Origin of the sequence: Streptococcus sp. HMSC061E03 (assembly GCF_001813505.1) — a bacterium.
Taxonomy (GTDB): Bacteria; Bacillota; Bacilli; order Lactobacillales; family Streptococcaceae; genus Streptococcus.
On record NZ_KV812784.1, the window covers coordinates 220,079 to 243,917 of the forward strand.

24 protein-coding genes are annotated in these 23,839 nt (G+C 43.1%); 22 read left to right on the forward strand and 2 right to left on the reverse strand.

Features of this window, described 5'->3' with window-relative positions; all coding sequences use genetic code 11:
* The first annotated feature begins 12 nt into the window (after positions 1 to 12).
* From HMPREF2917_RS01305 to HMPREF2917_RS01325, 5 genes are all read left to right on the forward strand, one after another.
* Positions 13 to 882 (forward strand): branched-chain amino acid ABC transporter permease, encoded by an 870-nt coding sequence (locus tag HMPREF2917_RS01305; RefSeq protein WP_021153669.1) that lies wholly within the window; start codon positions 13 to 15, stop codon positions 880 to 882.
* Between the two features lie 3 nt (positions 883 to 885).
* Entirely contained in the window at positions 886 to 1,833 is a 948-nt protein-coding gene (locus HMPREF2917_RS01310; protein ID WP_070588767.1) for a branched-chain amino acid ABC transporter permease, read from the forward strand.
* Positions 1,833 to 2,597, forward strand: coding sequence for an ABC transporter ATP-binding protein (locus tag HMPREF2917_RS01315; protein WP_048689704.1), 765 nt, complete (start codon positions 1,833 to 1,835; stop codon positions 2,595 to 2,597). Before HMPREF2917_RS01310 ends, HMPREF2917_RS01315 begins: the two co-directional genes overlap by 1 nt.
* Complete coding sequence (locus tag HMPREF2917_RS01320) at positions 2,597 to 3,307, forward strand: ABC transporter ATP-binding protein (protein WP_003005434.1); 711 nt, start codon at positions 2,597 to 2,599, stop codon at positions 3,305 to 3,307. Before HMPREF2917_RS01315 ends, HMPREF2917_RS01320 begins: the two co-directional genes overlap by 1 nt.
* A 166-nt stretch (positions 3,308 to 3,473) precedes the next feature.
* Positions 3,474 to 4,130, forward strand: coding sequence for a CBS domain-containing protein (locus tag HMPREF2917_RS01325; protein WP_003005183.1), 657 nt, complete (start codon positions 3,474 to 3,476; stop codon positions 4,128 to 4,130).
* Between the two features lie 311 nt (positions 4,131 to 4,441).
* On the opposite strand, the gene HMPREF2917_RS01330 is transcribed toward HMPREF2917_RS01325, so the two are convergent.
* Positions 4,442 to 5,329 (reverse strand): YitT family protein, encoded by an 888-nt coding sequence (locus HMPREF2917_RS01330; RefSeq protein WP_070588768.1) that lies wholly within the window; start codon positions 5,327 to 5,329, stop codon positions 4,442 to 4,444.
* Positions 5,330 to 5,478: 149 nt separating this feature from the next.
* On the opposite strand from HMPREF2917_RS01330, the gene tmk reads away from it, so the two are divergent.
* The 8 genes from tmk to HMPREF2917_RS01370 all read left to right on the forward strand — a co-directional run bounded on the left by tmk (position 5,479) and on the right by HMPREF2917_RS01370 (position 11,534).
* The gene (tmk, locus tag HMPREF2917_RS01335; protein WP_070588769.1) at positions 5,479 to 6,117 is read left to right on the forward strand and encodes a dTMP kinase; all 639 of its coding nucleotides are present in this window, start codon (positions 5,479 to 5,481) and stop codon (positions 6,115 to 6,117) included.
* Positions 6,114 to 7,007 (forward strand): DNA polymerase III subunit delta', encoded by an 894-nt coding sequence (locus tag HMPREF2917_RS01340; protein ID WP_070588770.1) that lies wholly within the window; start codon positions 6,114 to 6,116, stop codon positions 7,005 to 7,007. Before tmk ends, HMPREF2917_RS01340 begins: the two co-directional genes overlap by 4 nt.
* A 9-nt stretch (positions 7,008 to 7,016) precedes the next feature.
* Positions 7,017 to 7,337, forward strand: a complete 321-nt coding sequence (gene yabA, locus HMPREF2917_RS01345) for a DNA replication initiation control protein YabA (protein ID WP_003005416.1) — start codon at positions 7,017 to 7,019, stop codon at positions 7,335 to 7,337.
* A 2-nt stretch (positions 7,338 to 7,339) separates the two neighbouring features.
* Positions 7,340 to 8,197, forward strand: a complete 858-nt coding sequence (rsmI, locus tag HMPREF2917_RS01350) for a 16S rRNA (cytidine(1402)-2'-O)-methyltransferase (RefSeq protein WP_049523254.1) — start codon at positions 7,340 to 7,342, stop codon at positions 8,195 to 8,197.
* Between the two features lie 17 nt (positions 8,198 to 8,214).
* The gene (locus HMPREF2917_RS01355) at positions 8,215 to 8,796 is read left to right on the forward strand and encodes a GNAT family N-acetyltransferase (protein ID WP_070588771.1); all 582 of its coding nucleotides are present in this window, start codon (positions 8,215 to 8,217) and stop codon (positions 8,794 to 8,796) included.
* A complete protein-coding gene (locus HMPREF2917_RS01360) occupies positions 8,780 to 9,271 on the forward strand; it encodes a methylated-DNA--[protein]-cysteine S-methyltransferase (protein WP_049523250.1) in 492 nt (163 codons plus the stop codon). The genes HMPREF2917_RS01355 and HMPREF2917_RS01360 overlap by 17 nt, the downstream gene beginning before the upstream one ends.
* Before the next feature lie 5 nt (positions 9,272 to 9,276).
* Positions 9,277 to 9,630 carry an arsenate reductase family protein gene (locus HMPREF2917_RS01365; protein ID WP_049523248.1) on the forward strand — a complete coding sequence of 118 codons (354 nt, stop codon included), beginning with the start codon at positions 9,277 to 9,279 and terminating at the stop codon, positions 9,628 to 9,630.
* Positions 9,631 to 9,992: 362 nt separating this feature from the next.
* The gene (locus tag HMPREF2917_RS01370; protein WP_003005197.1) at positions 9,993 to 11,534 is read left to right on the forward strand and encodes an ABC-F family ATP-binding cassette domain-containing protein; all 1,542 of its coding nucleotides are present in this window, start codon (positions 9,993 to 9,995) and stop codon (positions 11,532 to 11,534) included.
* 323 nt (positions 11,535 to 11,857) lie between these two features.
* On the opposite strand, the gene HMPREF2917_RS01375 is transcribed toward HMPREF2917_RS01370, so the two are convergent.
* The gene (locus HMPREF2917_RS01375) at positions 11,858 to 12,703 is read right to left on the reverse strand and encodes a peptidylprolyl isomerase (RefSeq protein ID WP_070588772.1); all 846 of its coding nucleotides are present in this window, start codon (positions 12,701 to 12,703) and stop codon (positions 11,858 to 11,860) included.
* Between the two features lie 174 nt (positions 12,704 to 12,877).
* Between HMPREF2917_RS01375 and HMPREF2917_RS01380 the strand changes: the two genes are divergently transcribed.
* From HMPREF2917_RS01380 to HMPREF2917_RS01420, 9 genes are all read left to right on the forward strand, one after another.
* Positions 12,878 to 13,798: a DMT family transporter gene (locus tag HMPREF2917_RS01380; RefSeq protein ID WP_049491202.1), complete on the forward strand. Its 921-nt coding sequence runs from the start codon at positions 12,878 to 12,880 to the stop codon at positions 13,796 to 13,798.
* A gap of 266 nt (positions 13,799 to 14,064) precedes the next feature.
* Positions 14,065 to 15,042: a hypothetical protein gene (locus HMPREF2917_RS01385; RefSeq protein ID WP_070589702.1), complete on the forward strand. Its 978-nt coding sequence runs from the start codon at positions 14,065 to 14,067 to the stop codon at positions 15,040 to 15,042.
* Positions 15,043 to 15,166: 124 nt separating this feature from the next.
* Positions 15,167 to 16,429 carry a hypothetical protein gene (locus tag HMPREF2917_RS01390; protein ID WP_070588773.1) on the forward strand — a complete coding sequence of 421 codons (1,263 nt, stop codon included), beginning with the start codon at positions 15,167 to 15,169 and terminating at the stop codon, positions 16,427 to 16,429.
* A 53-nt stretch (positions 16,430 to 16,482) separates the two neighbouring features.
* Entirely contained in the window at positions 16,483 to 17,373 is an 891-nt protein-coding gene (locus HMPREF2917_RS01395; protein WP_070588774.1) for a hypothetical protein, read from the forward strand.
* Positions 17,366 to 17,869: a hypothetical protein gene (locus HMPREF2917_RS01400; protein ID WP_049491196.1), complete on the forward strand. Its 504-nt coding sequence runs from the start codon at positions 17,366 to 17,368 to the stop codon at positions 17,867 to 17,869. Before HMPREF2917_RS01395 ends, HMPREF2917_RS01400 begins: the two co-directional genes overlap by 8 nt.
* Positions 17,870 to 17,969: 100 nt before the next feature.
* Positions 17,970 to 18,512: a hypothetical protein gene (locus HMPREF2917_RS01405; RefSeq protein ID WP_070588775.1), complete on the forward strand. Its 543-nt coding sequence runs from the start codon at positions 17,970 to 17,972 to the stop codon at positions 18,510 to 18,512.
* Positions 18,513 to 18,612: 100 nt separating this feature from the next.
* A complete protein-coding gene (locus HMPREF2917_RS01410; RefSeq protein ID WP_070588776.1) occupies positions 18,613 to 20,973 on the forward strand; it encodes a DNA translocase FtsK in 2,361 nt (786 codons plus the stop codon).
* A gap of 66 nt (positions 20,974 to 21,039) precedes the next feature.
* Positions 21,040 to 21,426 carry an SMU1112c/YaeR family gloxylase I-like metalloprotein gene (locus tag HMPREF2917_RS01415; RefSeq protein ID WP_070588777.1) on the forward strand — a complete coding sequence of 129 codons (387 nt, stop codon included), beginning with the start codon at positions 21,040 to 21,042 and terminating at the stop codon, positions 21,424 to 21,426.
* 8 nt (positions 21,427 to 21,434) lie between these two features.
* On the forward strand, positions 21,435 to 23,753 hold the full coding sequence (locus tag HMPREF2917_RS01420; RefSeq protein WP_070588778.1) for an HAD-IC family P-type ATPase: 2,319 nt from the start codon (positions 21,435 to 21,437) through the stop codon (positions 23,751 to 23,753).
* The last annotated feature ends 86 nt before the right edge of the window (positions 23,754 to 23,839 follow it).

Below are 23,839 nucleotides of genomic sequence, written 5' to 3' on the forward strand. Positions count from 1 at the left end.
AGGATGGTTCAAATGCTCCAGCAATTAGTGAACGGTCTAATCTTGGGAAGCGTTTATGCACTCTTGGCCCTTGGTTATACCATGGTGTATGGAATTATCAAATTGATCAACTTTGCCCATGGGGATATCTATATGGTAGGTGCCTTTATGGGATATTTCTTATTGAACTCGTGGAAAGTGAACTTCTTTGTAGCCTTGCTCCTAGCCATGGTTGGGACAGCTATTTTAGGGGTTGTAATTGAATACCTGGCTTATCGTCCGCTTCGTCATTCGACTCGGATTGCAGCCTTGATCACAGCCATCGGGGTTTCCTTCTTACTCGAATATGGGATGGTCTTCTTCGTCGGTGCCAATACCCGTTCCTTCCCGCAAGTGATTAAAACAGTTCGTTACAACTTTGGTCCTATTTCAATCTCCAATATTCAGTTGATGATCTTGGGAGTGTCTGTTTTCTTGATGGTCGCTCTTCAATTTATTATTCAAAAAACAAAGATGGGGAAAGCCATGCGGGCTGTATCTGTTGATAGTGATGCCGCTCAATTGATGGGGATTAACGTAAACCGTACGATCAGCTTTACCTTTGCTTTGGGATCAGCTTTGGCAGGTGCTGGTGGTGTCTTGATTGGTTTGTATTACAACTCGATCGAGCCTTTGATGGGGATGACACCAGGGATCAAAGCCTTTGTCGCAGCCGTTCTTGGGGGAATCGGAATCATTCCAGGTGCTGCCCTAGGTGGATTTGTTATCGGTTTGTTAGAAACCTTCGCTACAGCGATCGGTCTTTCAGACTTCCGTGATGCCATTGTGTATGCCATCTTGATTGTGATCTTGCTCATCCGTCCAGCAGGTATCCTCGGTAAAAATGTGAAAGAGAAGGTGTAAGCCATGAAACAAAATTTAAAAGTGAATTTAGTCTGGCTTGGTCTTTTGATTGCAGGTTTTGCCTTGATCCAAGTCTTGGTTGCAGCAGGTGTTCTCAACCTCTTCTATATCCAAATTTTGGAACAAATCGGGATTAATATCATCCTTGCAGTTGGTTTGAACCTCATCGTTGGTTTTTCAGGTCAATTCTCACTCGGTCATGCCGGATTTATGGCCATTGGTGCCTACTCTGCAGCCATTCTCGGCTCCAAATCACCAACCTATGGAGCGTTCTTTGGTGCGATGGTTTTAGGTGCTTTGATCGCAGGTGCTGTGGCTTTGATCGTTGGGGTTCCAACCCTTCGTTTGAAAGGGGACTACCTCGCGATTGCGACACTTGGGGTTTCTGAAATCATCCGGATCTTGATCGTTAATGGTGGGACTCTCACCAATGGTGCTGCTGGGATCCTTGGTTTGCCAGCCTTTACAACCTGGCAATTGGTTTACCTTTTTGTCGTGATTACAACCATCTTTACCATCAACTTCTTACGCAGTCCAATTGGACGTTCTACCCTCTCTGTTCGTGAAGATGAAATCGCAGCAGAATCTGTTGGGATCAATACGACCAAAGTCAAAGTCATCGCCTTTGTATTTGGTGCGATCACAGCGGCGATTGCTGGATCTCTCCAAGCTGGCTTTATCGGCTCCGTTGTTCCTAAAGATTATTCTTTCACCAATACTATTAATGTCTTGATCATTGTCGTGTTTGGTGGTTTGGGATCAATGTCAGGAACAGTTGTGGCAGCCATCGTCTTGGGGATCTTGAACATGGTGCTTCAAGACTTCTCAAGTGTACGTATGATCATTTACTCATTGGCTTTGATTCTCGTGATGATCTTCCGTCCAGGTGGTCTTCTTGGAACATGGGAATTCAGCTTGAAAAAACTACTCTCAAAAAAGGAGGCTAACTAATGGCACTTCTTGAAGTAAAAAATTTAACAAAAAACTTTGGTGGTTTGACAGCCGTTGGGGATGTGACCATGGAACTCAATGAAGGGGAATTGGTTGGGTTGATTGGGCCAAACGGTGCCGGAAAAACAACCCTCTTCAACCTCCTAACAGGGGTATATGAACCAAGTGAAGGAACCATTACTTTAGATGGTCACCTATTAAATGGTAAAGCACCTTATAAAATCGCTGCAGGTGGTCTGGGACGGACTTTCCAAAATATTCGTCTCTTTAAAGACTTGAGCGTTTTGGATAATGTCTTGATTGCCTTTGCCAATCACCACAAACCACATGTCTTTGCGAGTCTTTTCCGCTTGCCAAGCTATTACAAGAATGAAGAAGCTTTGAAAGCAAAAGCCCTTGAATTGTTAGCCATTTTCGGTTTGGAAAAAGAAGCAGATACCTTGGCTAAAAACTTGGCTTACGGACAACAACGTCACTTGGAAATCGTTCGTGCCCTTGCTACAGAGCCAAAAATCCTCTTCTTGGATGAACCTGCTGCAGGAATGAACCCTCAAGAAACAGCAGAATTGACCCAATTGATCCGTCGCATTCAAAAAGAATTTAATATTACGATCATGCTGATCGAGCACGATATGAGCTTGGTCATGGAAGTAACGGAACGGATTTATGTATTGGAATATGGTCGATTGATTGCTCATGGTACGCCAGATGAAATCAAGAATAACAAACGCGTAATCGAAGCATATCTAGGAGGTGAAGCCTAATGTCTATGTTAAAAGTTGAAAATCTTTCTGTACACTATGGCATGATCCAGGCTGTCCGTGATGTCAGTTTCGAGGTAAATGAAGGAGAAGTTGTTTCTCTTATCGGTGCTAACGGTGCTGGGAAAACATCTATTCTTCGTACCATTTCAGGTTTGGTGCGTCCAAGTGCTGGGAAAATTGAGTTTTTGGGTCAGGAGATTCAAAAGGTTCCAGCTCAAAAGATTGTAGCAGCAGGACTCTCTCAAGTTCCAGAAGGTCGCCACGTCTTTCCAGGCTTGACCGTTATGGAAAACTTGGAAATGGGAGCTTTCTTGAAGAAAGACCGAGAAGAAAACCAAGCTAACTTGAAGAAGGTCTTCTCCCGTTTCCCACGTTTGGAAGAACGGAAGAACCAAGATGCAGCCACCCTATCTGGTGGGGAGCAACAAATGCTTGCAATGGGTCGTGCCCTCATGTCGACGCCAAAACTTTTGCTCCTGGATGAACCTTCTATGGGATTGGCCCCAATCTTTATCCAAGAAATCTTTGATATCATCCAAGATATCCAAAAACAAGGAACAACTGTTCTCTTGATTGAACAAAATGCCAACAAGGCCCTTGCCATCGCAGACCGCGGTTATGTTCTCGAAACAGGGAAAGTCGTTCTTACCGGAACAGGAAAAGAACTCTTAGCCTCAGAAGAAGTCCGCAAGGCCTACCTTGGTGGATAAGATTTTTAAAGTTTGTTTGAAAGGAAAGGTCCTAAAGGCCTTTCTTTTTTTATCTCTCTTGTTTGATTTTTCTAAATTTTGAAAACAAGAGAAAACTGCTGAAAGCGTTTGAAATCATTCTAAAAATCAAGTATAATAAAACTAAGAAAAGCAAAGGAGAATGATTATGGCTGTTAAAGATTTTATGACCCGTAAAGTAGTGTATATTAGTCCAGATACAACAATTGCTCATGCGGCAGATTTGATGCGGGAACAAGGCTTGCACCGCTTGCCAGTCATTGAAAATGACAAATTGGTCGGCTTGGTGACAGAGGGCACGATTGCAGAAGCAAGTCCATCTAAAGCAACAAGCTTGTCTATTTTTGAGATGAACTATCTGTTGAACAAGACCAAGGTCAAAGATGTCATGCTTCGTGATGTCATTACTGTCTCTAAATTTGCCAGCCTCGAAGATGCGACCTATCTCATGTATAAGAACAAGGTGGGAATTCTTCCGGTTGTAGACAATGACCAAGTATCCGGTGTCATCACAGACCGTGATATTTTCCGTGCCTTCCTCGAAGTATCCGGTTATGGAGAAGAAGGAGTTCGTGTTCGCTTTGTGACAGAAGATAAGGTTGGTGTTCTAGAACAAATCATTCACTTGATTGTAGAAGAAGGGTATAACATCGCCAATACAGTCAATATCCCAACAAAAGACGATCGTGTGGTTATCGAAGTTCAAATTGATGGGGTGACAGATCTAGAAGGGATCCGTAGTAAATTTGAAGCCAACGGTTTGAAAGTCGATGAAATCACTCGAACAACCGCAAAAGCTATTTAATAAAAAATCAGGCTGGATGACAATCCAGTCTGATTTTTGTATAAAGTAACTTAATAAATTCTGTAAAAATAATTAAGATTTTATTAATTATGACGTGTATTCTAAGATTTTCCGCCGTGAGAAAAGAGCATGAAACATACTTGTTTCATGCTCTCGGAATTTTTGAGATATTAGGCTCAAAAATTAGTCATGGAACTTCCTGGATTGCTGAAATCATCCACTGGATAATTTCACCTAACGTCCGTACTCACCTAAGGAAAATCGTAAATAGAAAAACAAAGCTAGATGAGAATCTAGCCTTATTTTTTCTATTAACGGGTAATGGGTTGTTTTTCTTTATCTAAAGTAAAGCCTTCGCCGAGAATTTCATGGGCTTCTGAAATGGTGATAAAGGCGAATGGATCGATCTGATTGATGATGTCTTTCATTTGTTTCATCTCATTCCGTGAAACGACACAGTAGACGATATCCAGGTCCTTACGGCTGTAATAGCCCATCCCGCGGATAAAGGTAATCCCGCGACCCAGATCATCAGATACCTTTTTGGCAATTTCTTCTGGTTTAGATGTAACGATGAGGAAGCCTTTTCCAGCAAAACCACCTTCCCCAATCAAGTCGATCACAAGGGTGTCAATCAGGATGAAGAAGAGAGTATACATGGCGGTACGGACATCTTGGAAGACTACGACAACAGTTGTCAGAACAATGGCATCTACAATCAACATGAGTTTTCCCATACTGAGAGAAGTGTATTTATTAAAGATGCGAGCGAGGATATCTGTTCCTCCAGTGGTTCCTCCAGCATTGAAGATGATCCCTAGCCCCAAACCAAGCACAACCCCTGAGGCAATACAGGCAAGCAGAATATCTCCTTTAAAGGCGTCAAAGATGAAGTGATGGTAGCGGTGGCTGAGGGGCATGGCTTCAAAAATAGCCATCCAAGCCGAAACCGAAAAGGTCCCCAGTAAGCTCAGATAAAGAGATTTCTTGCCCAGCAGCTTCCAAGCCAAAACGAAGAGAGGGATATTGATCAGCAAGTTCATGATGGATACAGGGATTTTGAAAAGATAATAGGTGATCAAGGTAATCCCTGTCGCTCCTCCTTCATAGAAGTGAAAGGGAATGACTAAAAAATAGATCCCAAATGAAAAAATGCCGGCCCCAAAAATGATAGCCAGAATATCTTTAAATTTAAACATGATAGGTTGTCTCCTAAAACTTTATAAGAATATTGTAACAAAAAAGTGAAAAAATGAAAATGACTTTGAAAAATTTTCTCTCCTAAAATACAAGATTTTTACCCTTATTTTTGGTAAAATAAAAAGAAGAAAAACAGAAAGAGGATACTATGGTAAACGGTACATTAATTTCATTTGAAGGTCCAGAAGGAGCGGGAAAATCATCGGTCCTAGAAGCCATTTTGCCTCTACTTGAAGAAAAAGGAATTCCTTTTATTACAACCCGTGAACCAGGTGGTGTCGACATTGCCGAAAAGATCCGCCAAGTCATTTTGGATCCAGACCATACTAGTATGGATGCCAAGACCGAGTTGTTGCTCTATATTGCTAGTCGCCGGCAGCATTTGGTGGAACGTGTCTTGCCAGCCCTTGCCGCTGGAAGGGTTGTCTTGATGGACCGCTTTATTGACAGCTCGGTGGCTTATCAAGGGTATGGTCGCGGTCTGAGTGCGGAAGACATCGAGTGGCTCAATCAATTCGCGACAGATGGTCTTAAGCCAGACCTCACCCTTTACTTTGATCTGGATGTCGAAGAAGGGCTCGCACGAATTGCGAAAAACCAAGAGCGGGAAGTCAATCGTTTGGATATGGAAGGATTGGAGCTTCACCAAAAAGTCAGACAAGGTTATTTGGCCTTGTATGAAAAGGAACCAGAGCGCATCGTGAAAATCGATGCCAGTCAATCTTTTGAAGCAGTCTTTACGGATGTCTTGACTGTTTTAGAAAATCGCTTGGGGACATTGAAATGAATCTAGAAGAGATCCAACAGCTCCAGCCAGAATTGGTGGAGCGCTTCACCCAGATCCTAGAACACAAACAGCTCAGTCATGCTTATCTCTTTACAGGTTCTTTTGCCAGTTTTGAGATGGCCCTCTTGCTAGCTCAAAGTCAGTTTTGCGAAGATTTGCAGGGAGTCTGGCCTTGTGGCAAATGCAGGTCCTGTCGCTTGATTGCTGAAGAAGAATTCTCAGATGTGAAGATCGTGCGTCCAGTCAACCAGATCATAAAGACCGATCGTATTCGCTCGCTCGTTCAAGACTTTTCTCAATCCGGATTTGAAGGAAGTCGGCAGGTCTTTATCGTCCAAGATGCGGACAAGATGCACACAAATGCAGCGAATTCTCTCTTAAAGGTTATGGAAGAGCCCCAGAGTGAGATCTATCTCTTCTTGTTGACATCCGATGAAAACTTGATTTTACCGACCATCAAGAGTAGGGCCCAGCAGGTCCATTTTCCCAAAAAGCAAGCCTACCTAACTGAATTGCTAGAAAAAGAAGGTTTGATCAAATCACAGGCGAATTTAGTAGCTCGTTTTAGTTTTAGTCTCGAAGAAGCAGAGCAGCAAAAAAAGAATGCTACGTTTTTTGAACTGGCCAAAGTTTGTGATCAATTCATCGAACGTTGTCGATCCAATTTGAATCGTGCTTATTTGGAAGTGACCCGCTTAGTGAGCCTAACAGATGATAAGGAAAAACAAAGCCAGGCCTTTCGTTTGATGGAGTTGGCTTTAGAAGAGCAGTTGTGCTTGAGTCGCTCCCAGCAGTTGCTTGAGAAATTGAGTCTTGCTCGCAGGATGTGGAAGGCCAATGTTTCTTTTCAAAATGCTCTAGTATATATGGTTTTGAGCTTAGAAAGTTAAGGAGTCAGAATGAATAAAAAAGAATTATTTGATGCTTTAGACGGCTTTTCTCAGAATTTGTTGGTCACCTTGGCTGAAGTCGAAGCCATCAAGAAAAATTTGAAACAAGTCATCGAAGAAAATACAGCTCTTCGCTTAGAAAATGATAAATTGAGAGAGCGTTTGGGGGAAGTGGAGAAGACTTCATCCGCAAAGTCACAACACCATGGTCGTGAAAATTTGCAACGTATTTACAACGATGGTTTTCATATCTGCACTTATTCCTATGGTCAACGCCGTGAGAACGATGAAGAGTGTATGTTTTGTGACGAGTTGTTATTTAGGGAGTAAGCATGCAGATCCAACGAAGTTTTAAAGGGGAAAAGAAAACTGGGGTGCTTTACTTGGTCCCAACACCGATCGGTAACCGGGAGGATATGAGTTACCGCATGGTCCAGACCCTAAAGGATGTGGACTTGATCGCAGCTGAGGATACTAGAAATACAGGCCTCTTGCTCAAGCATTTTGAGATTGCGACACCCCAGACCAGCTTTCATGAGCACAATGCCATGGAGAAAATTCCAGATCTGATCGCCCATTTAGAATCTGGAAAAGACTTAGCGCAAGTCTCAGATGCAGGACTCCCTAGTATTTCTGACCCTGGTCATGATTTGGTCAAGGCAGCGATTGAACGCGAGATTCCTGTCGTAGCTGTGCCTGGTCCTAGTGCAGGTATAACGGGTTTGATTGCCAGTGGCCTAGCCCCTCAACCTCATATTTTTTATGGATTTCTGCCTCGCAAAGAGAGGCAACAGAAGGCCTTTTTCCAAGAAAAAGTGGCCTATCCGGAGACTCAGATCTTTTATGAATCGCCTCATCGAGTGAAGGCAACCTTAGAGAATATGTTGGCTGTCTATGGGGATCGTCCTGTCGTCCTGGTTCGTGAATTAACCAAGATCTACGAGGAATATACTCGTGGCAGTATTTCTGAGTTAGTCGCATTTCTTGAAGAAAATCCTCTCAAAGGGGAGTGCCTCTTGATTGTCGAAGGATCCAAGGAAGAAGAGCTAGACCTAGAAGAGGTCGACTTGATCCAAGAGATCGATACCTTGGTCCAAGAGGGCATGAAGAAAAATCAAGCAATTAAACAGGTCGCCAAACAATACGGCCTGCAAAAGAGTGAGCTCTATGCTCGTTACCATCAAGACTAGGAAAGGTTGGAAGCAGGATGGAAATTAGAATGGCTTATCCCAATGAGATCAAGCGAATTATGGAAATCATCCAAGATGCTAAGGAAAGCCTGGCTCAAAGACAGGTCGACCAGTGGCAGGATGGCTATCCAGATGAAGAGATCATTTTTGAGGATATTCTAGAAAGTCGTGGCTATGTGGCAGTTGAAGATCAGGAAGTTGTCGCCTATGCAGCCGTTCACAAGGGAAATGAAGCGGCCTATAATGAGATTTACGATGGCAAGTGGGAGCATGATAATTATAAGTATGTCACTTTTCACCGTGTCGCTGTAGCCAAAGAAGCTGCTGGCAAAGGGGTGGCTCAGACCTTCCTTCAAGGTTTAATCGAAGGGGAAAAAGGGCCAGATTTCCGTTGCGATACGCACCCGGATAATGTGGTGATGCAGCATTTACTTGAAAAATTGGGCTACCATTATTGTGGAAAGGTCCCTATTGATGGCGTCCGCCTGGCTTATCAAAAGATCAAGCGAAAAGTAGAAACCAGTTTATTCCAAGTGGTCTCAGAAGAAGACCGCTGGGATCAAAGAGCAGAAGCGGCCTACAATGACTCTCTATCTTAAACAATTTTATGAAAGCCCTATGGGGCTTCTTTCGATCATTGTCAGTGAGGAAGGCCTTGTAGAACTTGATTTTTATGATCCGAAAGAGGAGGCGCCTGATCCCTATGGGGCGCTGGAGCAGGTCCATCCCTACCATGAGAAGGTGAAGGAGTGGTTGGATCACTATTTTGCTGGGGAGCCAATCGCTATCAGCTTTCCACTAGCACCGCAAGGGACAGCCTTTCAAGAGCGGGTGTGGCAGTTATTGCGAGAGATCCCATATGGTGAGACCAAGACCTATGGCCAGCTGGCCCAGGATCTTTCTTGCGGTTCAGCTCAAGCCGTGGGACAGGCTGTTGGACGCAATCCCTTGACGATCTTAGTCCCTTGCCACCGCGTGATGGGAAAAGATGGACAACTGACGGGCTACGCGTCTGGACTCGATCGCAAACGCTGGCTCTTACACCATGAAGGAATTACCTGGAAGGAGAAATAAAATCGATGTATACCTTTATTGAATACCCAAAATGTTCGACTTGTCGAAAGGCTAAATCAGAATTGGACGGTCTCCAATATGACTTTCAAAGCCAAAACATCGTCACAGAAACACCGACTAGCCAAGAATTGCAAGACTGGATAGCAGCGTCTGGCCTACCGATCAAGTCTTTCTTCAATACTAGCGGGATGAAATACCGTGAACTCGGTTTGAAAGATAAGGTGGATCAACTGACAGTGAAAGAAGCGGCGGATCTCCTTGCTTCAGATGGTATGCTGATCAAACGGCCTCTGCTTGTCAAAGACGGAAAAGTAGTTCAAGTTGGCTACCGAAAACCGTACGCAGACTTAGGTTTGTAAAAGAAAAGGGAGTTGGATTTTCTTCAGATCTATAATAAAAGTATGCCAGAAGCTTTCCTTAGGTGAGTACGGACGTCAGCGAACTTCGACGAAGTTCCATGACTTAGTTTTGAGCCTGAGGTCTCAAAACTCCCGAGCGCTTGAAATTTAATAGTTCAAGCGCTTTTCTCACGGCGGAAAGTTTCGGTATATTCTTTATGAAATTCATAAGTTAGAACTTATTTTGATTTCTTGACAAAATCGCGTAACCTATCTTACTTATAATTTATTTATATATATTCTAAAGGGAGTTGGGCTCCCTTTTCATTTTGCAGTGAAGATGATATAATCATACGAGTGAAATCAATGAAAGAGAGTCAAGCATGAGTATTTTAGAAGTGAAAAATTTGAGTCACGGTTTTGGGGACCGGGCGATTTTTGAGGATGTGTCCTTCCGTTTGCTAAAGGGAGAGCACATTGGTCTTGTCGGGGCCAATGGTGAGGGGAAATCGACCTTCATGAGTATCGTGACAGGTAAAATGCAACCTGATGAAGGAAAGGTGGAGTGGTCTAAGTATGTGACGGCAGGTTACCTGGATCAGCATTCGGTCTTAGAAGAAGGACAAACAGTTCGCGATGTTTTACGGACCGCTTTTGATGAGTTGTTCACAGCTGAAGCTCGCATCAATGACCTCTATATGGCCATGGCGGAAGAGGGAGCCGATGTCGATGCTCTGATGGAAGAGGTTGGGGAACTTCAAGAGCGTCTAGAAAGTCGTGATTTTTATACCTTGGATGCCAAGATCGATGAAGTAGCGCGTGCTCTTGGGGTCATGGACTTTGGCATGGATACGGATGTGACCTCCTTGTCAGGTGGGCAACGGACCAAGGTCCTCTTGGCCAAACTCTTACTTGAAAAACCAGATATCCTTCTCTTGGACGAGCCAACCAACTACTTGGATGCAGAGCATATTGATTGGCTCAAACGCTATTTGCAGAATTATGAAAATGCCTTTGTCCTCATTTCCCATGATATTCCTTTCTTGAACGATGTGATCAACATCGTCTACCATGTGGAAAATCAACAGTTAACCCGCTATTCCGGAGACTACTACCAATTCCTTGAAGTCTATGAAATGAAGAAATCGCAATTGGAAGCGGCTTATGAGCGTCAGCAAAAAGAGATTGCTGATTTGAAGGATTTCGTAGCCCGCAATAAGGCGCGTGTGGCTACACGGAATATGGCCATGTCTCGTCAGAAGAAGCTGGACAAAATGGAACTCATTGAGTTGCAAAGCGAGAAACCGAAGCCATCCTTTGAATTTAAAAATGCTCGTACTCCTGGTCGCTTTATCTTCCAGGCCAAGGATCTCCAGATTGGCTATGATCGTCCTTTGACCAAGCCTTTGAACCTAACCTTTGAACGCAATCAAAAAGTGGCCATCATCGGGGCCAATGGGATCGGGAAAACCACTCTCTTGAAGAGCTTGCTAGGAATCATCCCGCCGATCGCTGGTGAAGTCGAGCGTGGAGATTACCTAGAGCTTGGCTACTTTGAGCAAGAAGTTGAAGGTGGCAATCGTCAGACACCGCTTGAGGCAGTCTGGAATGCCTTTCCGGCTCTCAACCAAGCAGAAGTCCGTGCAGCCCTTGCCCGCTGTGGCTTGACCACCAAGCATATCGAGAGCCAAATTCAGGTGTTATCCGGTGGGGAGCAAGCCAAGGTACGCTTCTGTCTCTTGATGAATCGTGAAAACAATGTCTTGGTACTAGACGAGCCGACCAACCACTTGGATGTGGATGCCAAAGAAGAGTTGAAACGGGCTCTGAAGGAGTACAAGGGATCGATCCTCATGGTTTGCCACGAACCAGATTTCTATGAAGGCTGGATGGACCAAATCTGGGACTTTAATGAATTGACTTAAAGACAAAAAGAGAACCGCATGGTTCTCTTTTCAGATTCTTCTTAGAAACTTTCCTTAGGTGAGTACGGACGTTAGGTGAAATTATCCAGTGGATGATTTCAGCAATCCAGGAAGTTCCATGACTAATTATTGAGCCTAAGGTCTCAATAATTCCGTGTGCCTGAAACAAATCTGTTTCAGGCACTTTTCTCACGGCGGAAAGTTTCAGTAGATGAATGACTTAAATAATTAGAATTCATTTTTTTACCAATGAATCTATTAGCTAATTTTATGTAAAATGTTTATCAATATCTTAAAAAGAGAACCGTTTGGTTCTCTTTTCATTATTTCTTGAAATTGTAGTCTTTTAAAATCTCGATTTTTTCAATCTTGATGTCTGTTTTTGGTTTGTCCTTATCATCGGTTTCGGCAGAGGCGATTTTATCCACCACATCCATGCCATCGATCACTTGGCCAAAGACAGTGTAGTTACCACCATCGAGGGTTGGATTTCCACCATTTTTATAAGCATCGATAATCTTAGCTGGGAAGCGGTCAGTTGGGAGTTTACTTGAAATATCATCCTTATTTTGGTTGATATAGAATTGACTACCATTGGTATTTGGACCAGAATTGGCCATGGCAAGGGCTCCACGAAGGTTGTAAAGGTATGGAGAATACTCATTCTCAAAACCAGTACCTGAATCTTTGGATTTGTCTTTGCCCTTCCAGATAGATTCGCCACCCGTACCATCTCCTTTAGGATCCCCAGTTTGGATCATAAAGTTGTTAATAACACGGTGGAAAAGCAAGCCATTGTAGTAGCCTTCTTTTGCGTGGGTCAAGAAGTTTTCAACTGCAAGTGGCGCATATTTAGGGAAGAGCTTCACAGTGATGTCGCCTTCAGTTGTTGTGATTTTAACCTCTGCTTCGTCTTCAGCCACTTCATTTGAGAGTTGTGGGAAGACGGCATTTTCATTGGTCATGGCGTCGTTAAAATCTTTGCGCAGTTGTTCTAATTTCTTTTGTTCTTCTTCGATTTTCTTTTGATCTTTTTCACTAGAGCTAGAAGTTGCTGTCTGCTCTGTCTTTTCTTTGCTTGAGCTTGAAGAGTTATTGTCAGTCTTATTGGACGAACAAGCTGTCAAAGCCAAGCCGGAAAATAATAGTAGTGCGATTAATTTTTTCATATTCTTCCTTTCCAACATAGTTGTCTTTCTCTATTGTACCTTAATTTTGCGATACTTTCAAATCTGGATAAAATTTAAGGCGAAAACCCTATTCTGAAAATTTGCAGGAAAAAGATGAAAGTAATTCTGAATTCCTGTATAATAGGATGACTACAGGAGAACGATCATCAAAAAATGAAATCATCACATTTTGCGAGAGCCCTTTGGTTTGGTATCCTAGGTGCTCTCTTTTTTGCATTTACCTTTATTTTTAATCGAAGCATGAACCTGGCAGGTGGTTCCTGGATGTGGAGTGCTAGTTTGCGCTACCTTTTTAGTTTGCCAATGATGGCTGTTTTAGTCTGGCAGAAAGGCGAGTTGAAGGGTGTCTTGTCAGCAATTGCACGAGCCCCGTGGACTTGGTTGCTCTGGAGTACGGTCGGCTTTGGTCTCTTTTATGCTCCTTTATCGATGGCTTCTATCTATGGAGAATCATGGTTTGTGGCTGCGACCTGGCAGATTACGATTTTAGCGGGTCTCCTTCTGACCCCACTTTTTGGCCAAAAGATTCCAAGAAAACAGTTAGGAATGACTTTGCTGATTTTGTTAGGAATCGTATTGATACAAATTCCATATTTTGGACGAGGTCTCGGAGAAGGTGTGGTGAGAGCAAGTATCTTAATTTTGATCGCAGCTTTTTCCTATCCATTGGGAAATCGCAAGATGCTGGCTCATTGTAAAGAAGAACAATTGTCAACGACCCAACGGGTCTTTGGGATGACCTTAATGAGTGTTCCTTTTTGGTTGCTCTTATCTGTCTTTGCAGGAGTAGATGCAGGCTTGCCATCAGGTGGGCAAATGCTCCAATCCTTGATCGTAGCTGTATTTTCAGGAGTCATCGCGACCATGCTCTTCTTTGAAGCAACCAACTTGGTGAAACACAACCATCAGCAGTTAGCTGTTGTTGAAGCTACCCAGGCCGGCGAGGTCCTCTTCACCCTATTTGGAGGCTGTCTTTTTCTAGGAGATCAGATCCCAACCCCACTAGGATTTTTAGGGGTCTTCATTGTGATCATCGGTATAGTGGGAAATAGTCTGATGACTTCTTCAGAATAGATAGTGGTAGAAAAGTAGAACTTAAACCATGATATTGCGGTTCAGTCTATCAATCCTAACACCCACGCAGGTGTTTTCTTTTTGGATTAAATCACTAATTAAGAAGGAAGTTGCGTAGAGATGGAAAATTCGGTATGATGGAAAGTGCTTTTAGAGTTGTGAAATAGATTTTTTATAGAGGAAGAATGTCATAAATGAAACAACCACGTAAATTTTATATTTACTCGAGAAGTTCACTGTATTTTTTGATCTTTTTAGTAGTGTCGATGCTCATCACGATCATCCAATTACTGATTGAAGATGATTTTTTTGAAAACCTAACAGCCTTATTGGCTGCTTGTTCTCTTCTAGTGACAGTTGGATGGATTGCTTTTTCATCGATGGGGAGAATAGAGATTAGGAACTCGGAAATAGTGGTCAATCGCAATTTCAAGCGCTATCGCCTAGACCCATACACCATTGTGGTCCGTTTGGGAGAAAAGAATACGTCTCGAGGGATCACCAATTATCCAATTTATGTGGAAGGAAAAGTCATAGGCAATGGGACTTCTGATCGTTCAGTTACACTTAAATTCCTTGGTACCAAACGGAAAAATAAGGAATTACTGAAGTATTATCAAGAGCATCTTCAAGCCCAGGTAGAAGCAAATAAAGCTCTTGAGCAGGAAACTACGGAAGTGGATTTTGAACAGATTGTGTTAGCGTCGAAGGATCGACAACAATTCCCTTTACGCGATTTGGTCGAATTCGGAGCAGATCAAGGGAATCTCAAAAAAACAGTATTTTATCATCCTAAAGAAAACAAACTATATGTCGGAAAAAGTGTTCCATTTCCCATTATCTTTACCCCGAGTGGCGTCCTTTTTTATGGCATTTATCTGTTAACGGATCGAGTATCCTTTCATGGCCTCATCCCGCTAGTGCTATCGTTTGGATTGATGCTTGGCATCGCTATATGGCAATTGAAACGCAGAAGGCAGAAGTATACAGTGAATGTCATTCCTTATGAAATACCTGAGCATTATTTTCAAGTACAGAAGTCGAATGGATTGAAAACCTATTTGCTGATTCTTGTCTTTGGGCTCATCACCTTAGGATTATCCATCTTATATCTCACCTTCGGAAGCTTTCTGTTATTGTTTATAAGTTTTTTGATGTGGTATTTCTTTGTTGTGTTAACATTATGTGGTCAATTCAAGAAAACACACTATTTAAAAATTTTGGAAAAGAAATATTTCCCTTAATTTTTTAGCATTCGTCACCCGTGAGGGTGATTTCTTTTTTGACTAAATCACTAATTAAGAAGGAAGTTGCGTAGAGATGGAAAATTCGGTATGATGGGAGGTAACACTAAAAAGGGAGTGACCTATGAGTTATAGCAAATTAAGAAAAAAATATATGATACTACTTTGGATTGGGATGATTAGTTTGGTTGTTGCCCATTTCTATTTATCTAGTCTGTATCCGGATTATCAAGACTTTTATTCGAATACCTTGCTAGTAGTGCTTGGTCTTATATTCCTTCTTTTTGTTTTGATGAATAGATGGTTTGGAAAAGAATGTTTTAAGATTTTAAATGCTTCCTCAGGGATCGATTTTTGGCATGAATGGGCACAATCGGGAAGTCGTGCTAGATTTAGTATAAGCAAAAAAGCTGCTTGTCTTGCTAGTGTGGTATATTGCTACATGATTGGAGATTTCTCATCAGCGATCGATCGAATAGAGTTTTTACAAAATCAAAACATAGCTAGGACTGATCGTTCATCCCTCTTGGGAATTTTCGTAAAATCTTCCCTACTTTCAGGAAAAGCTATCAGCAAGGAAGATATTCAGAAGAAGTTTACCTATGTTTCCTTCAAGAATGAAGCAGAAAAAGAAGAAGCCCTTCAAAAGCAACTGGCCATCTATGACATCCTTGTGGATCAGCAACCCAATGATTATTTTGATCATGTGACCGGTTCACAGGCTTTTCAACGCTTGGAAAATCGTTATTTTAAAGGATTAAATGCCTATTTAAAGGGAAATATAGAGCTGGCTGTTTCTTTATTTGAAGAGATTGCGCAAGAAGATGAGCGTCTGTATTTTGTCCAGATGGCCAAGCAATGGTTAGCGAGTGAAGATCACTCTTTATCTGCTCTTATGCCAGATCCAAAGCTGGAGTCTGAGAGACTTGTGACTCTAACAGCTGATCTGCCTCTTCCTGAGACGGAACTTCCTAAAAAGAAGGGGAAAAAGAAATGGAAATGGTTATTGTTGATTTTTCCGATTCTTTTTGTTGGAGCAATCATCATGAACTTGGTGGAATCCAATCGGCCAATTAATGGGATCTATTATTTGTCGGTCGATAATATGGAGACAAAAACTGCCTCGCTTAATAAAGAGTCCTGGATCAAGATTGATGGAGATCATGTGATAGTGAAGGAGAAGGGCGAGGAGAAGACCTATCCTTTTGATCGAGAAGATATCGAGTTGACCGTTGATGGAAAGCAATATGATGGAATTTTACAATGGGGTTCTCTGTCGCTTTTCGAGCAGTCTGACTCTTCACATGATATTCGTACTTACGTGAGTCGGTACAGCCCGATGTATTCCGGATACGAAAAAGGAACGGTCAGAGTTGAAAAACATTAAAAAGTGCCAAACGATGAGAGCTAGAAGGTGGATTGAGGTGAAAAAATCAATAAATGGATTCAAGAAAATTGAGAAAATCGATCTTTAAAGCCAGTTTTGAAGAGAGTCTCAATCTCGAAGACGATGGGTTTGTAAAGTTACAGCAAGAGCAACATGATAAGACAGCAAAATTTTTTAAGAATGGGCATGCTTCCCTTTGGTTTCGAATTCGAAGTTTGATTTTATCCCTTATTTTTCCTATCGGTTTTAACTTCTTTGTGCTGATTGTATCAATGGAATTTCATGAAAGTAAGACGTTAACTCTTCCAATAGCCAGGCGTGAGTCCTTAACAGTAAATGCGTTTTTAATCTTACTTCTCATTTGGCTTTCCTTCGTTGTGATTGGAAAGTGGTTGAAACGAGCTTACCTGTTACCATATCGCTATCAGTTTCACGTTTTTACATTTATGGTTTGGTTCATATTGGAAATAGATCTAGTTGTTTTTGACATTTTATTGGCCAATCTATCTACTGCGGAAATCATTGCCATTTATGGAATCATGATGATAGCAACATACATGCTGTTTACAATTGCGTTAGCAGGATTAAGAAAACTTATGTATGCAGAGGCTTCGGAAGATACATTCCTTAATAAGATTGCAAAAATGATTTCTCTTTATGGGATGGCTATTTTAGGAATAGGGATCATTATCAAGCATATTTTGGGAATCTTTTCATTAGATGTTTCAACTTCCATCAAGGCATTTGGCTTTTTATTGCTGTGGATCTTTTGTAATATAGTAGTGGTTGCTGTCAGTGCTTTTATAGGTTTACCATACTTCCTGCAAGCCTACTACAAATGGAAATATCATGAAGAATACCGAGAATGGGAAGGTAAGTCAGTCGAAGAGTGGTATGGCAAGAAGTACTTAAAGAAACATAAGGAGTTGTTGAAAAATGGATAAACATTTTAACGAGATGTCGTTTGATGAATTGAAATGCTACCGTAGGGAAGGTCTATGGAGATCTTTGGGACTATTGCTGGTCATTATTTTAGTGATTGTGGGAATGGTCTTGATGGAAGTGAATCATGTTTCTCCGTCCAATCAGAATCGTTTTCGGGTGATTGGGTTGACAACGGTCATTGCGCTCTTTGGCTACCTGATGCCTTTGATGGCAGCAAATCGCGTGATGCGAGACCATCCAGATTGGGTCAAGAAATCAGGGATTCGAGCGAAAATTCCCTTACCGATGGCTTGGCATGTCAAAAGACTTTGCGTCCTTGGAGCGAGTCTATTGGTGATTGGAGTAGGATTTGCCTCGCTATACAAACCACAAGTTCAGCAGACAAATTTACAAGATCAAATTGATATGATTCAAACGGATCATGACTTGGAAAGAGAACAAAAAGTCGACCAAGTTCTTGATACTATCACACCGAATGATAAAAAATCTAAGTAAGATCCATTTTACATTAGGTACATGTCATCAGGAAGCTTTCATGATCGACAGGTTCTTTTTATTTTGTTATGAGACAATCAATGATAGATTGGAGAGACTTATGACGACTGTTTTAGATGTAATGGAAAAATTTTACGCTGATCACGAGGTGAAACCCTATATTTCGCCTGAGAGAGATTTAGTAGCTTGGTTGTTGGATCCAAAGCCTGTTTCTAAACGAAACATGGAGTTGCTCCAAGATGGCTTGCTTGCGGGGGATATCATTCTCTTGTGGCGGATCCATTTTGGAACATTTACGACGGAGACTTGGTTTCCCAAGTACTTCGAATACACTTATGGGATTCATGCGCCGGAACATTTGAAGGTTTTGGTAGATAAGGGGTATGCCTATATCGAATCCGCTTTTGATTCGCTGGACCATATCAATGCGACCATGAAAAAAGCCATTCTTAAAAAGATGGGAGTCGCGGGCTTGTCCAAAATGAAAGCAACCGATTTGAACCAAGCTTTGGCTGACCATTTTACGGAGGAAGAACTGGCGGAGCAGTTCACAATTCGGGGTTACCAGTTGACGGACAAAGGAAAGCAAGCGCTGAAAGACTATAAAGCCATCATTGACCGTCACCCAAAGAAAAATCTATAAGTAACAGTGCCTACTCGGTGCTGTTTTTTACTTTATACTGCAAAATTGAGGAAATGATTTTACTAGAGAACTGGCTTGGAAATGTGATATAATAAAGGTTATGGCAAACAATAATCAATCAAAAAAAACACGGTCGACGAGACGACTGTCCAAAGCAGAATTAGAAAGAAAAAAAGCGATTCATCGCATGATTGCGACCATTCTGATCAGTCTGGTTTTAGTCTTTGCGGCCTTGAAATTGGGAGCAGTAGGGGTCTTGGCCTACAACTTGATCCGACTCTTTGTTGGGAGTTTGGCTTACTTGGCTATTTTAGCGACCTTTTTCTACCTCTATGCCTTTAAATGGCTGGACAAACACGAAGGGGTGATTTCAGGCTTCCTAAGCTTCTTTGCTGGGGTTCTCTTGATGTTTCAGGCCTTCTTTGTATCCTCCCTTCATTTAGACAATAATGGAATCAAGGTTACCTTTTCAAGAATCATGGCAGACCTGATTCATCTGCGGGTGGAGAGCTTTGCCGGTGGTGGTATGATCGGTGCTCTACTTTATGCTCCGATTTCCTTCCTCTTTTCAAATATTGGCTCTTATTTTATTGGCCTTCTCTTTATTGGATTGGGGATCCTCTTGATGAGTCCTTACTCCATCTATGATTTGTTTGAAAAGGGGTCGGAAGCCTTCCACGCTTCTATGGAAAAACGCAAAGAACGTCGCGAGCAGAAATTCCTTGAAAAGGAAGCGAGAGCTGCTGAGGAAGCTGCTGCAGCTGAAAGAGAGCAAGAAGAAGCAAGTGCAGTTCTTCCAACTCCCCTTTCAATGGAAGGGCATCCTGTAGACCCTGAAACGGGAGAGGTGTTGGTGGAGGAGCCGTTCACAGAGCTCTTCCCAGAAGCCGAAATTGTTGCACCAGCCACACCAGAGATCTACCTGCCAGATGAAGAATGGCCTGAAGAGCCTGAAGCATACGAAGAGTTTCCGGAAGCCGAAGAATTCGAGGACGATGGGGAAGAAGTTCAAGTGGATTTCACGCCTAAGGAACTCCTTCAATACAAACTTCCAACCATTGATCTCTTCGCACCTGACAAGCCGAAAAATCAATCCAAAGAGAAAAACATCGTTCGTCAGAATATCCGTATTTTGGAAGAGACCTTTGCAAGCTTCAATATCAAGGCGACAGTGGAGCGGGCAGAAATCGGTCCTTCTGTCACTAAGTATGAAGTTAAACCAGCTGTCGGTGTGCGGGTCAACCGCATCTCCAATCTAGCAGATGATTTGGCCTTGGCCCTAGCAGCCAAGGATGTGCGGATTGAAGCACCGATTCCAGGGAAGTCTCTGGTCGGGATTGAAGTGCCCAACTCAGAGATTGCGACGGTTTCCTTCCGTGAATTGTGGGAGCAGTCCAAAACAGATCCAGCTAAACTCCTTGAGATTCCTCTTGGGAAGGCCGTAGATGGTTCAGCTCGAACCTTTGATTTGGCTCGGATGCCCCATCTCTTGGTAGCGGGTTCTACCGGATCTGGTAAGTCAGTAGCGGTTAATGGGATTATTTCGAGTATCTTAATGAAAGCTCGTCCGGACGAAGTTAAGTTTATGATGGTCGATCCTAAGATGGTGGAGCTTTCTGTCTACAATGATATTCCTCACCTCTTGATTCCAGTGGTGACCAACCCACGCAAGGCCAGTCGAGCCCTGCAAAAGGTTGTCGATGAGATGGAAAATCGCTACGAGCTCTTCTCGAAAGTAGGCGCTCGCAATATTGCTGGCTTTAATGCCAAGGTGGCTGAGTACAATGCCCAGTCTGAGATGAAGCAAGTGCCCCTTCCTTTGATCGTGGTCATTGTCGACGAGTTGGCAGACTTGATGATGGTGGCAAGTAAAGAAGTGGAAGATGCTATTATTCGCCTTGGACAAAAGGCACGTGCAGCAGGAATTCACATGATTCTTGCGACCCAACGGCCATCGGTTGACGTTATATCAGGTTTGATCAAGGCCAATGTGCCTTCCCGTGTCGCTTTTGCGGTATCATCTGGGACCGACTCACGGACCATCTTGGATGAAAATGGCGCAGAGAAATTGCTCGGTCGCGGAGACATGCTCTTTAAACCGATCGATGAAAATCATCCAATCCGTCTACAAGGATCCTTTATCTCAGATGACGATGTGGAGCGGATTGTCAACTTTGTTAAAGAGCAGGCAGAAGCCGATTATGATGATGCTTTTGATCCAGGAGAAGTATCGGAATCAGATTTTGACGGAGGCATGGGTGGCTCTGATGAAGGCGATCCTCTCTTTGAAGAGGCCAAGGCGCTCGTGGTTGAAACTCAAAAAGCCAGTGCTTCGATGATTCAGCGCCGCTTGTCAGTTGGCTTTAACCGAGCGACTCGCCTCATGGAAGAGTTGGAAGCAGCCGGTGTGATTGGACCTGCTGAAGGAACCAAGCCTCGGAAAGTATTGCAACAATCATAAGGATAGGGAAAAAGGGCGCTTGTCCCACTCCCTTTTCTTTTTATAGAAAATAGAAAGTAGGACCAGATGAAGTTAGACATGATTCATCATATTGCCATCATTGGACGGGATCGCGATGCCATGTTGCATTTCTATGTGGACCAGTTGGGTTTTGCGATTGTCAGTGAATATGACCGACCTGAACGCGGAGATATCTTGATCAATCTCCGTCAGGGCCAGCTGACGTTAGAACTCTTTATCAAACCGACGGCCCCAGAACGGCCTAAGCTTCCCTTGCCCGAGCATGCGGGACTGCGTCATCTAGCCTTTAAAGTGGAAGATGTAGAGGCGTATCTAGCTAGATTGGATCTGCTAGGTATTGAGAATACAGGCCTTCGCTATGATGACTTTGATGGTAAGAAAATGGCATTTTTCTTCGATCCAGAAGGATTACCTTTGGAAATACATGAGTGAGGAAAACAATGGATAGATTAGAAGGACTCAGTCAGGAAGAAGTAGCGGAAAAGATCCAAGAGGGCAAGCAAAATAAGGTCACAATCAAGACAGAAAAAAGCCTAGGACAGATCATTCGAGACAATGTCTTTACCTACTTTAATCTGATATTTTTGATTTTGGCTATTTTGCTGGTAGCAGTGAAATCTTGGAACAATCTCTTGTTTGTCCCGATTGTCGTGGTCAACTCCTTAGTTGGTATTGTGCAGGAAGTCCGCTCTAGACGGATCTTGCGTCAGATGCAATTTCTACACATGAGTGAGGCGATCGCTCTTCGCGAAGGCAAAGAAGTCGCTCTACCTATCGATCAGCTGGTGGAGGGTGATCTCGTTCGCTTTCAAGCTGGAGATCAGATCTATGCGGATGGGGTCTTGCTGGAGGGCGAGCTAAAAGTCGATGAATCGCAATTGACAGGTGAAGCTGATGAGGTCAAAAAAGGAGTGCAAGATGCGCTCATGTCAGGTAGCTTTGTGATTGCTGGTCAAGGACTGGCACGATTGGAAAAAGTGGGGAATGACTCCTACATCAACCAACTGAGCCTGGAAGCCAAGCAGGTCAAGTCTCATGAGGAGTCTGACATGGTTCATGCGGTCAATCGCATTGTGGGGATCATTGGTCTTCTTATCATTCCGCTAGGCTCGCTCCTTTTTCTTCGTAGCTATATCAGTCTAGGCGATAGCCTCAAGCTCAGTGTGACTTCAACAGTCGGGGCCTTGATCGGGATGATTCCAGAAGGCTTGTATCTCTTGATGACCTTGGCACTGGCTCTGGGTGCTGTCAGATTAGCCAAGGAAAAGGTCCTGCTCAATAGCATGAAGGGGATTGAGACCTTATCGCGCGTGGATATCCTTTGTGTCGATAAGACAGGGACCATTACAGAGCCGGGTATGGAAGTAACAGAGATTCGTCCAGCTAAAGACCCTCAAGACTTGGAAGCTCTAGCTCAGTATGTAGGAGCTAGTATGGATCAAAATGACACCATGGATGCCATCCGTAAATTCCACAAGACTCCAGTCAGCCAGCCTTGGAAGACTCTTGAAATACTGCCCTTTACGTCTAAGAAAAAGTATGGGGCGATTGCCTTTGAATCGGGGATCTATGTATTAGGTGCACCAGAGTTTGTTTTACGAGAGGGCTTCTCTGAGGTTGAACAAGAGATAGCTCCTGCTACTCAGGCAGGCAATCGGGTCTTGGCCTTTGGGAAATATAAGGGAGATCACCTGGGAGAGACTTTAGAGGCTCCTGTAGACTTGGTAGCCTGGATTATTCTCTCCAATCCTTTGAGAAAAAATGCCAAAGAAACCTTCGCCTACTTTAAACAACAAGGAGTGACCATTAAGGTTATCTCAGGGGACAACCCTGCTACAGTCTCAGCTATTGCACAAAAAGCAGGCATTGAAGGAGCAGAGGATCTAATCGATACCAGAACCTTACTGACGGAAGAAGACTTGCACCAAGCGGCAAGCCAGTATACAGTCTTTGGTCGGGTGACACCAGAGCAAAAGAAAAGCCTTGTAGAAGGCTTGCAGGCAAAGGGGCATAAGGTAGCTATGACCGGAGATGGCGTCAATGATATTCTGGCCCTCAAAACAGCGGATTGTAGTATTGCGATGGAATCTGGAAATGATGCGACCAAAAAGATGGCGCAAGTGGTCTTACTGGATTCCGACTTTGGGAAGATGCCGTCCATCGTGGCAGAAGGGCGGCGTGTGGTCAATAATATTCAACGATCAGCCAGTCTCTTTTTGATCAAGAATATCTTTTCCATTTTGTTAGCCATCTCAGTGACGCTTTTAGCCTTTACCTATCCCATTATGCCGTCGCAGATGTCTTTGATCAGTGGTTTTACGATTGGGATTCCAGGATTCTTCCTAGCGCTTGAGCCCAATAGCGAGCGCATCAAAGGGCGCTTTATCGAAACGGTCTTTAAAAATGCGCTACCTGCTGCCTTGACGGATTTTATACTGATCTTTAGTTTGGTTCTGCTCTCTTCGACATTTGGCATGAGGTCGGAAGAACTCTCAAGTGCAGCCATCTGCTTGATGGCCTTCGTTGGATTTACCATCATCTACCAAGAATCCCAGCCTCTCAATCACTACAAGAGACTGGTTCTTCTAGGAAATATCCTAGCCTTCCTAGTTTCAAGTAGTATTCTAGGGAAATTCTTTAACATGAGCCCCTTGAGGATCCAAACGCTGGTTATTTGTGCCATCATGGCCGTTCTTGCTCTCGTCTTGATTCAAGTCTTCAAGAAACTAGTGGGCTGGTTCTTTCATCGGAAGAAATAAAAAAAGACAACTCTAAAGATAGAGTTGTCTCAGATTGAAGAAAAAGATAATTTGGAAACTTTCCTTAGGTGAGTACGGACGTCAGC

Coding starts and splice junctions, on each gene's coding strand:
- HMPREF2917_RS01305 (WP_021153669.1), top strand. CDS start 13: ATGCTCCAGCAATTAGTGAACGGTCTAATCTTGGGAAGCGTTTATGCA.
- HMPREF2917_RS01310 (WP_070588767.1), top strand. CDS start 886: ATGAAACAAAATTTAAAAGTGAATTTAGTCTGGCTTGGTCTTTTGATT.
- HMPREF2917_RS01315 (WP_048689704.1), top strand. CDS start 1,833: ATGGCACTTCTTGAAGTAAAAAATTTAACAAAAAACTTTGGTGGTTTG.
- HMPREF2917_RS01320 (WP_003005434.1), top strand. CDS start 2,597: ATGTCTATGTTAAAAGTTGAAAATCTTTCTGTACACTATGGCATGATC.
- HMPREF2917_RS01325 (WP_003005183.1), top strand. CDS start 3,474: ATGGCTGTTAAAGATTTTATGACCCGTAAAGTAGTGTATATTAGTCCA.
- HMPREF2917_RS01330 (WP_070588768.1), bottom strand. CDS start 5,329: ATGTTTAAATTTAAAGATATTCTGGCTATCATTTTTGGGGCCGGCATT.
- tmk (WP_070588769.1), top strand. CDS start 5,479: ATGGTAAACGGTACATTAATTTCATTTGAAGGTCCAGAAGGAGCGGGA.
- HMPREF2917_RS01340 (WP_070588770.1), top strand. CDS start 6,114: ATGAATCTAGAAGAGATCCAACAGCTCCAGCCAGAATTGGTGGAGCGC.
- yabA (WP_003005416.1), top strand. CDS start 7,017: ATGAATAAAAAAGAATTATTTGATGCTTTAGACGGCTTTTCTCAGAAT.
- rsmI (WP_049523254.1), top strand. CDS start 7,340: ATGCAGATCCAACGAAGTTTTAAAGGGGAAAAGAAAACTGGGGTGCTT.
- HMPREF2917_RS01355 (WP_070588771.1), top strand. CDS start 8,215: ATGGAAATTAGAATGGCTTATCCCAATGAGATCAAGCGAATTATGGAA.
- HMPREF2917_RS01360 (WP_049523250.1), top strand. CDS start 8,780: ATGACTCTCTATCTTAAACAATTTTATGAAAGCCCTATGGGGCTTCTT.
- HMPREF2917_RS01365 (WP_049523248.1), top strand. CDS start 9,277: ATGTATACCTTTATTGAATACCCAAAATGTTCGACTTGTCGAAAGGCT.
- HMPREF2917_RS01370 (WP_003005197.1), top strand. CDS start 9,993: ATGAGTATTTTAGAAGTGAAAAATTTGAGTCACGGTTTTGGGGACCGG.
- HMPREF2917_RS01375 (WP_070588772.1), bottom strand. CDS start 12,703: ATGAAAAAATTAATCGCACTACTATTATTTTCCGGCTTGGCTTTGACA.
- HMPREF2917_RS01380 (WP_049491202.1), top strand. CDS start 12,878: ATGAAATCATCACATTTTGCGAGAGCCCTTTGGTTTGGTATCCTAGGT.
- HMPREF2917_RS01385 (WP_070589702.1), top strand. CDS start 14,065: ATGCTCATCACGATCATCCAATTACTGATTGAAGATGATTTTTTTGAA.
- HMPREF2917_RS01390 (WP_070588773.1), top strand. CDS start 15,167: ATGAGTTATAGCAAATTAAGAAAAAAATATATGATACTACTTTGGATT.
- HMPREF2917_RS01395 (WP_070588774.1), top strand. CDS start 16,483: ATGGATTCAAGAAAATTGAGAAAATCGATCTTTAAAGCCAGTTTTGAA.
- HMPREF2917_RS01400 (WP_049491196.1), top strand. CDS start 17,366: ATGGATAAACATTTTAACGAGATGTCGTTTGATGAATTGAAATGCTAC.
- HMPREF2917_RS01405 (WP_070588775.1), top strand. CDS start 17,970: ATGACGACTGTTTTAGATGTAATGGAAAAATTTTACGCTGATCACGAG.
- HMPREF2917_RS01410 (WP_070588776.1), top strand. CDS start 18,613: ATGGCAAACAATAATCAATCAAAAAAAACACGGTCGACGAGACGACTG.
- HMPREF2917_RS01415 (WP_070588777.1), top strand. CDS start 21,040: ATGAAGTTAGACATGATTCATCATATTGCCATCATTGGACGGGATCGC.
- HMPREF2917_RS01420 (WP_070588778.1), top strand. CDS start 21,435: ATGGATAGATTAGAAGGACTCAGTCAGGAAGAAGTAGCGGAAAAGATC.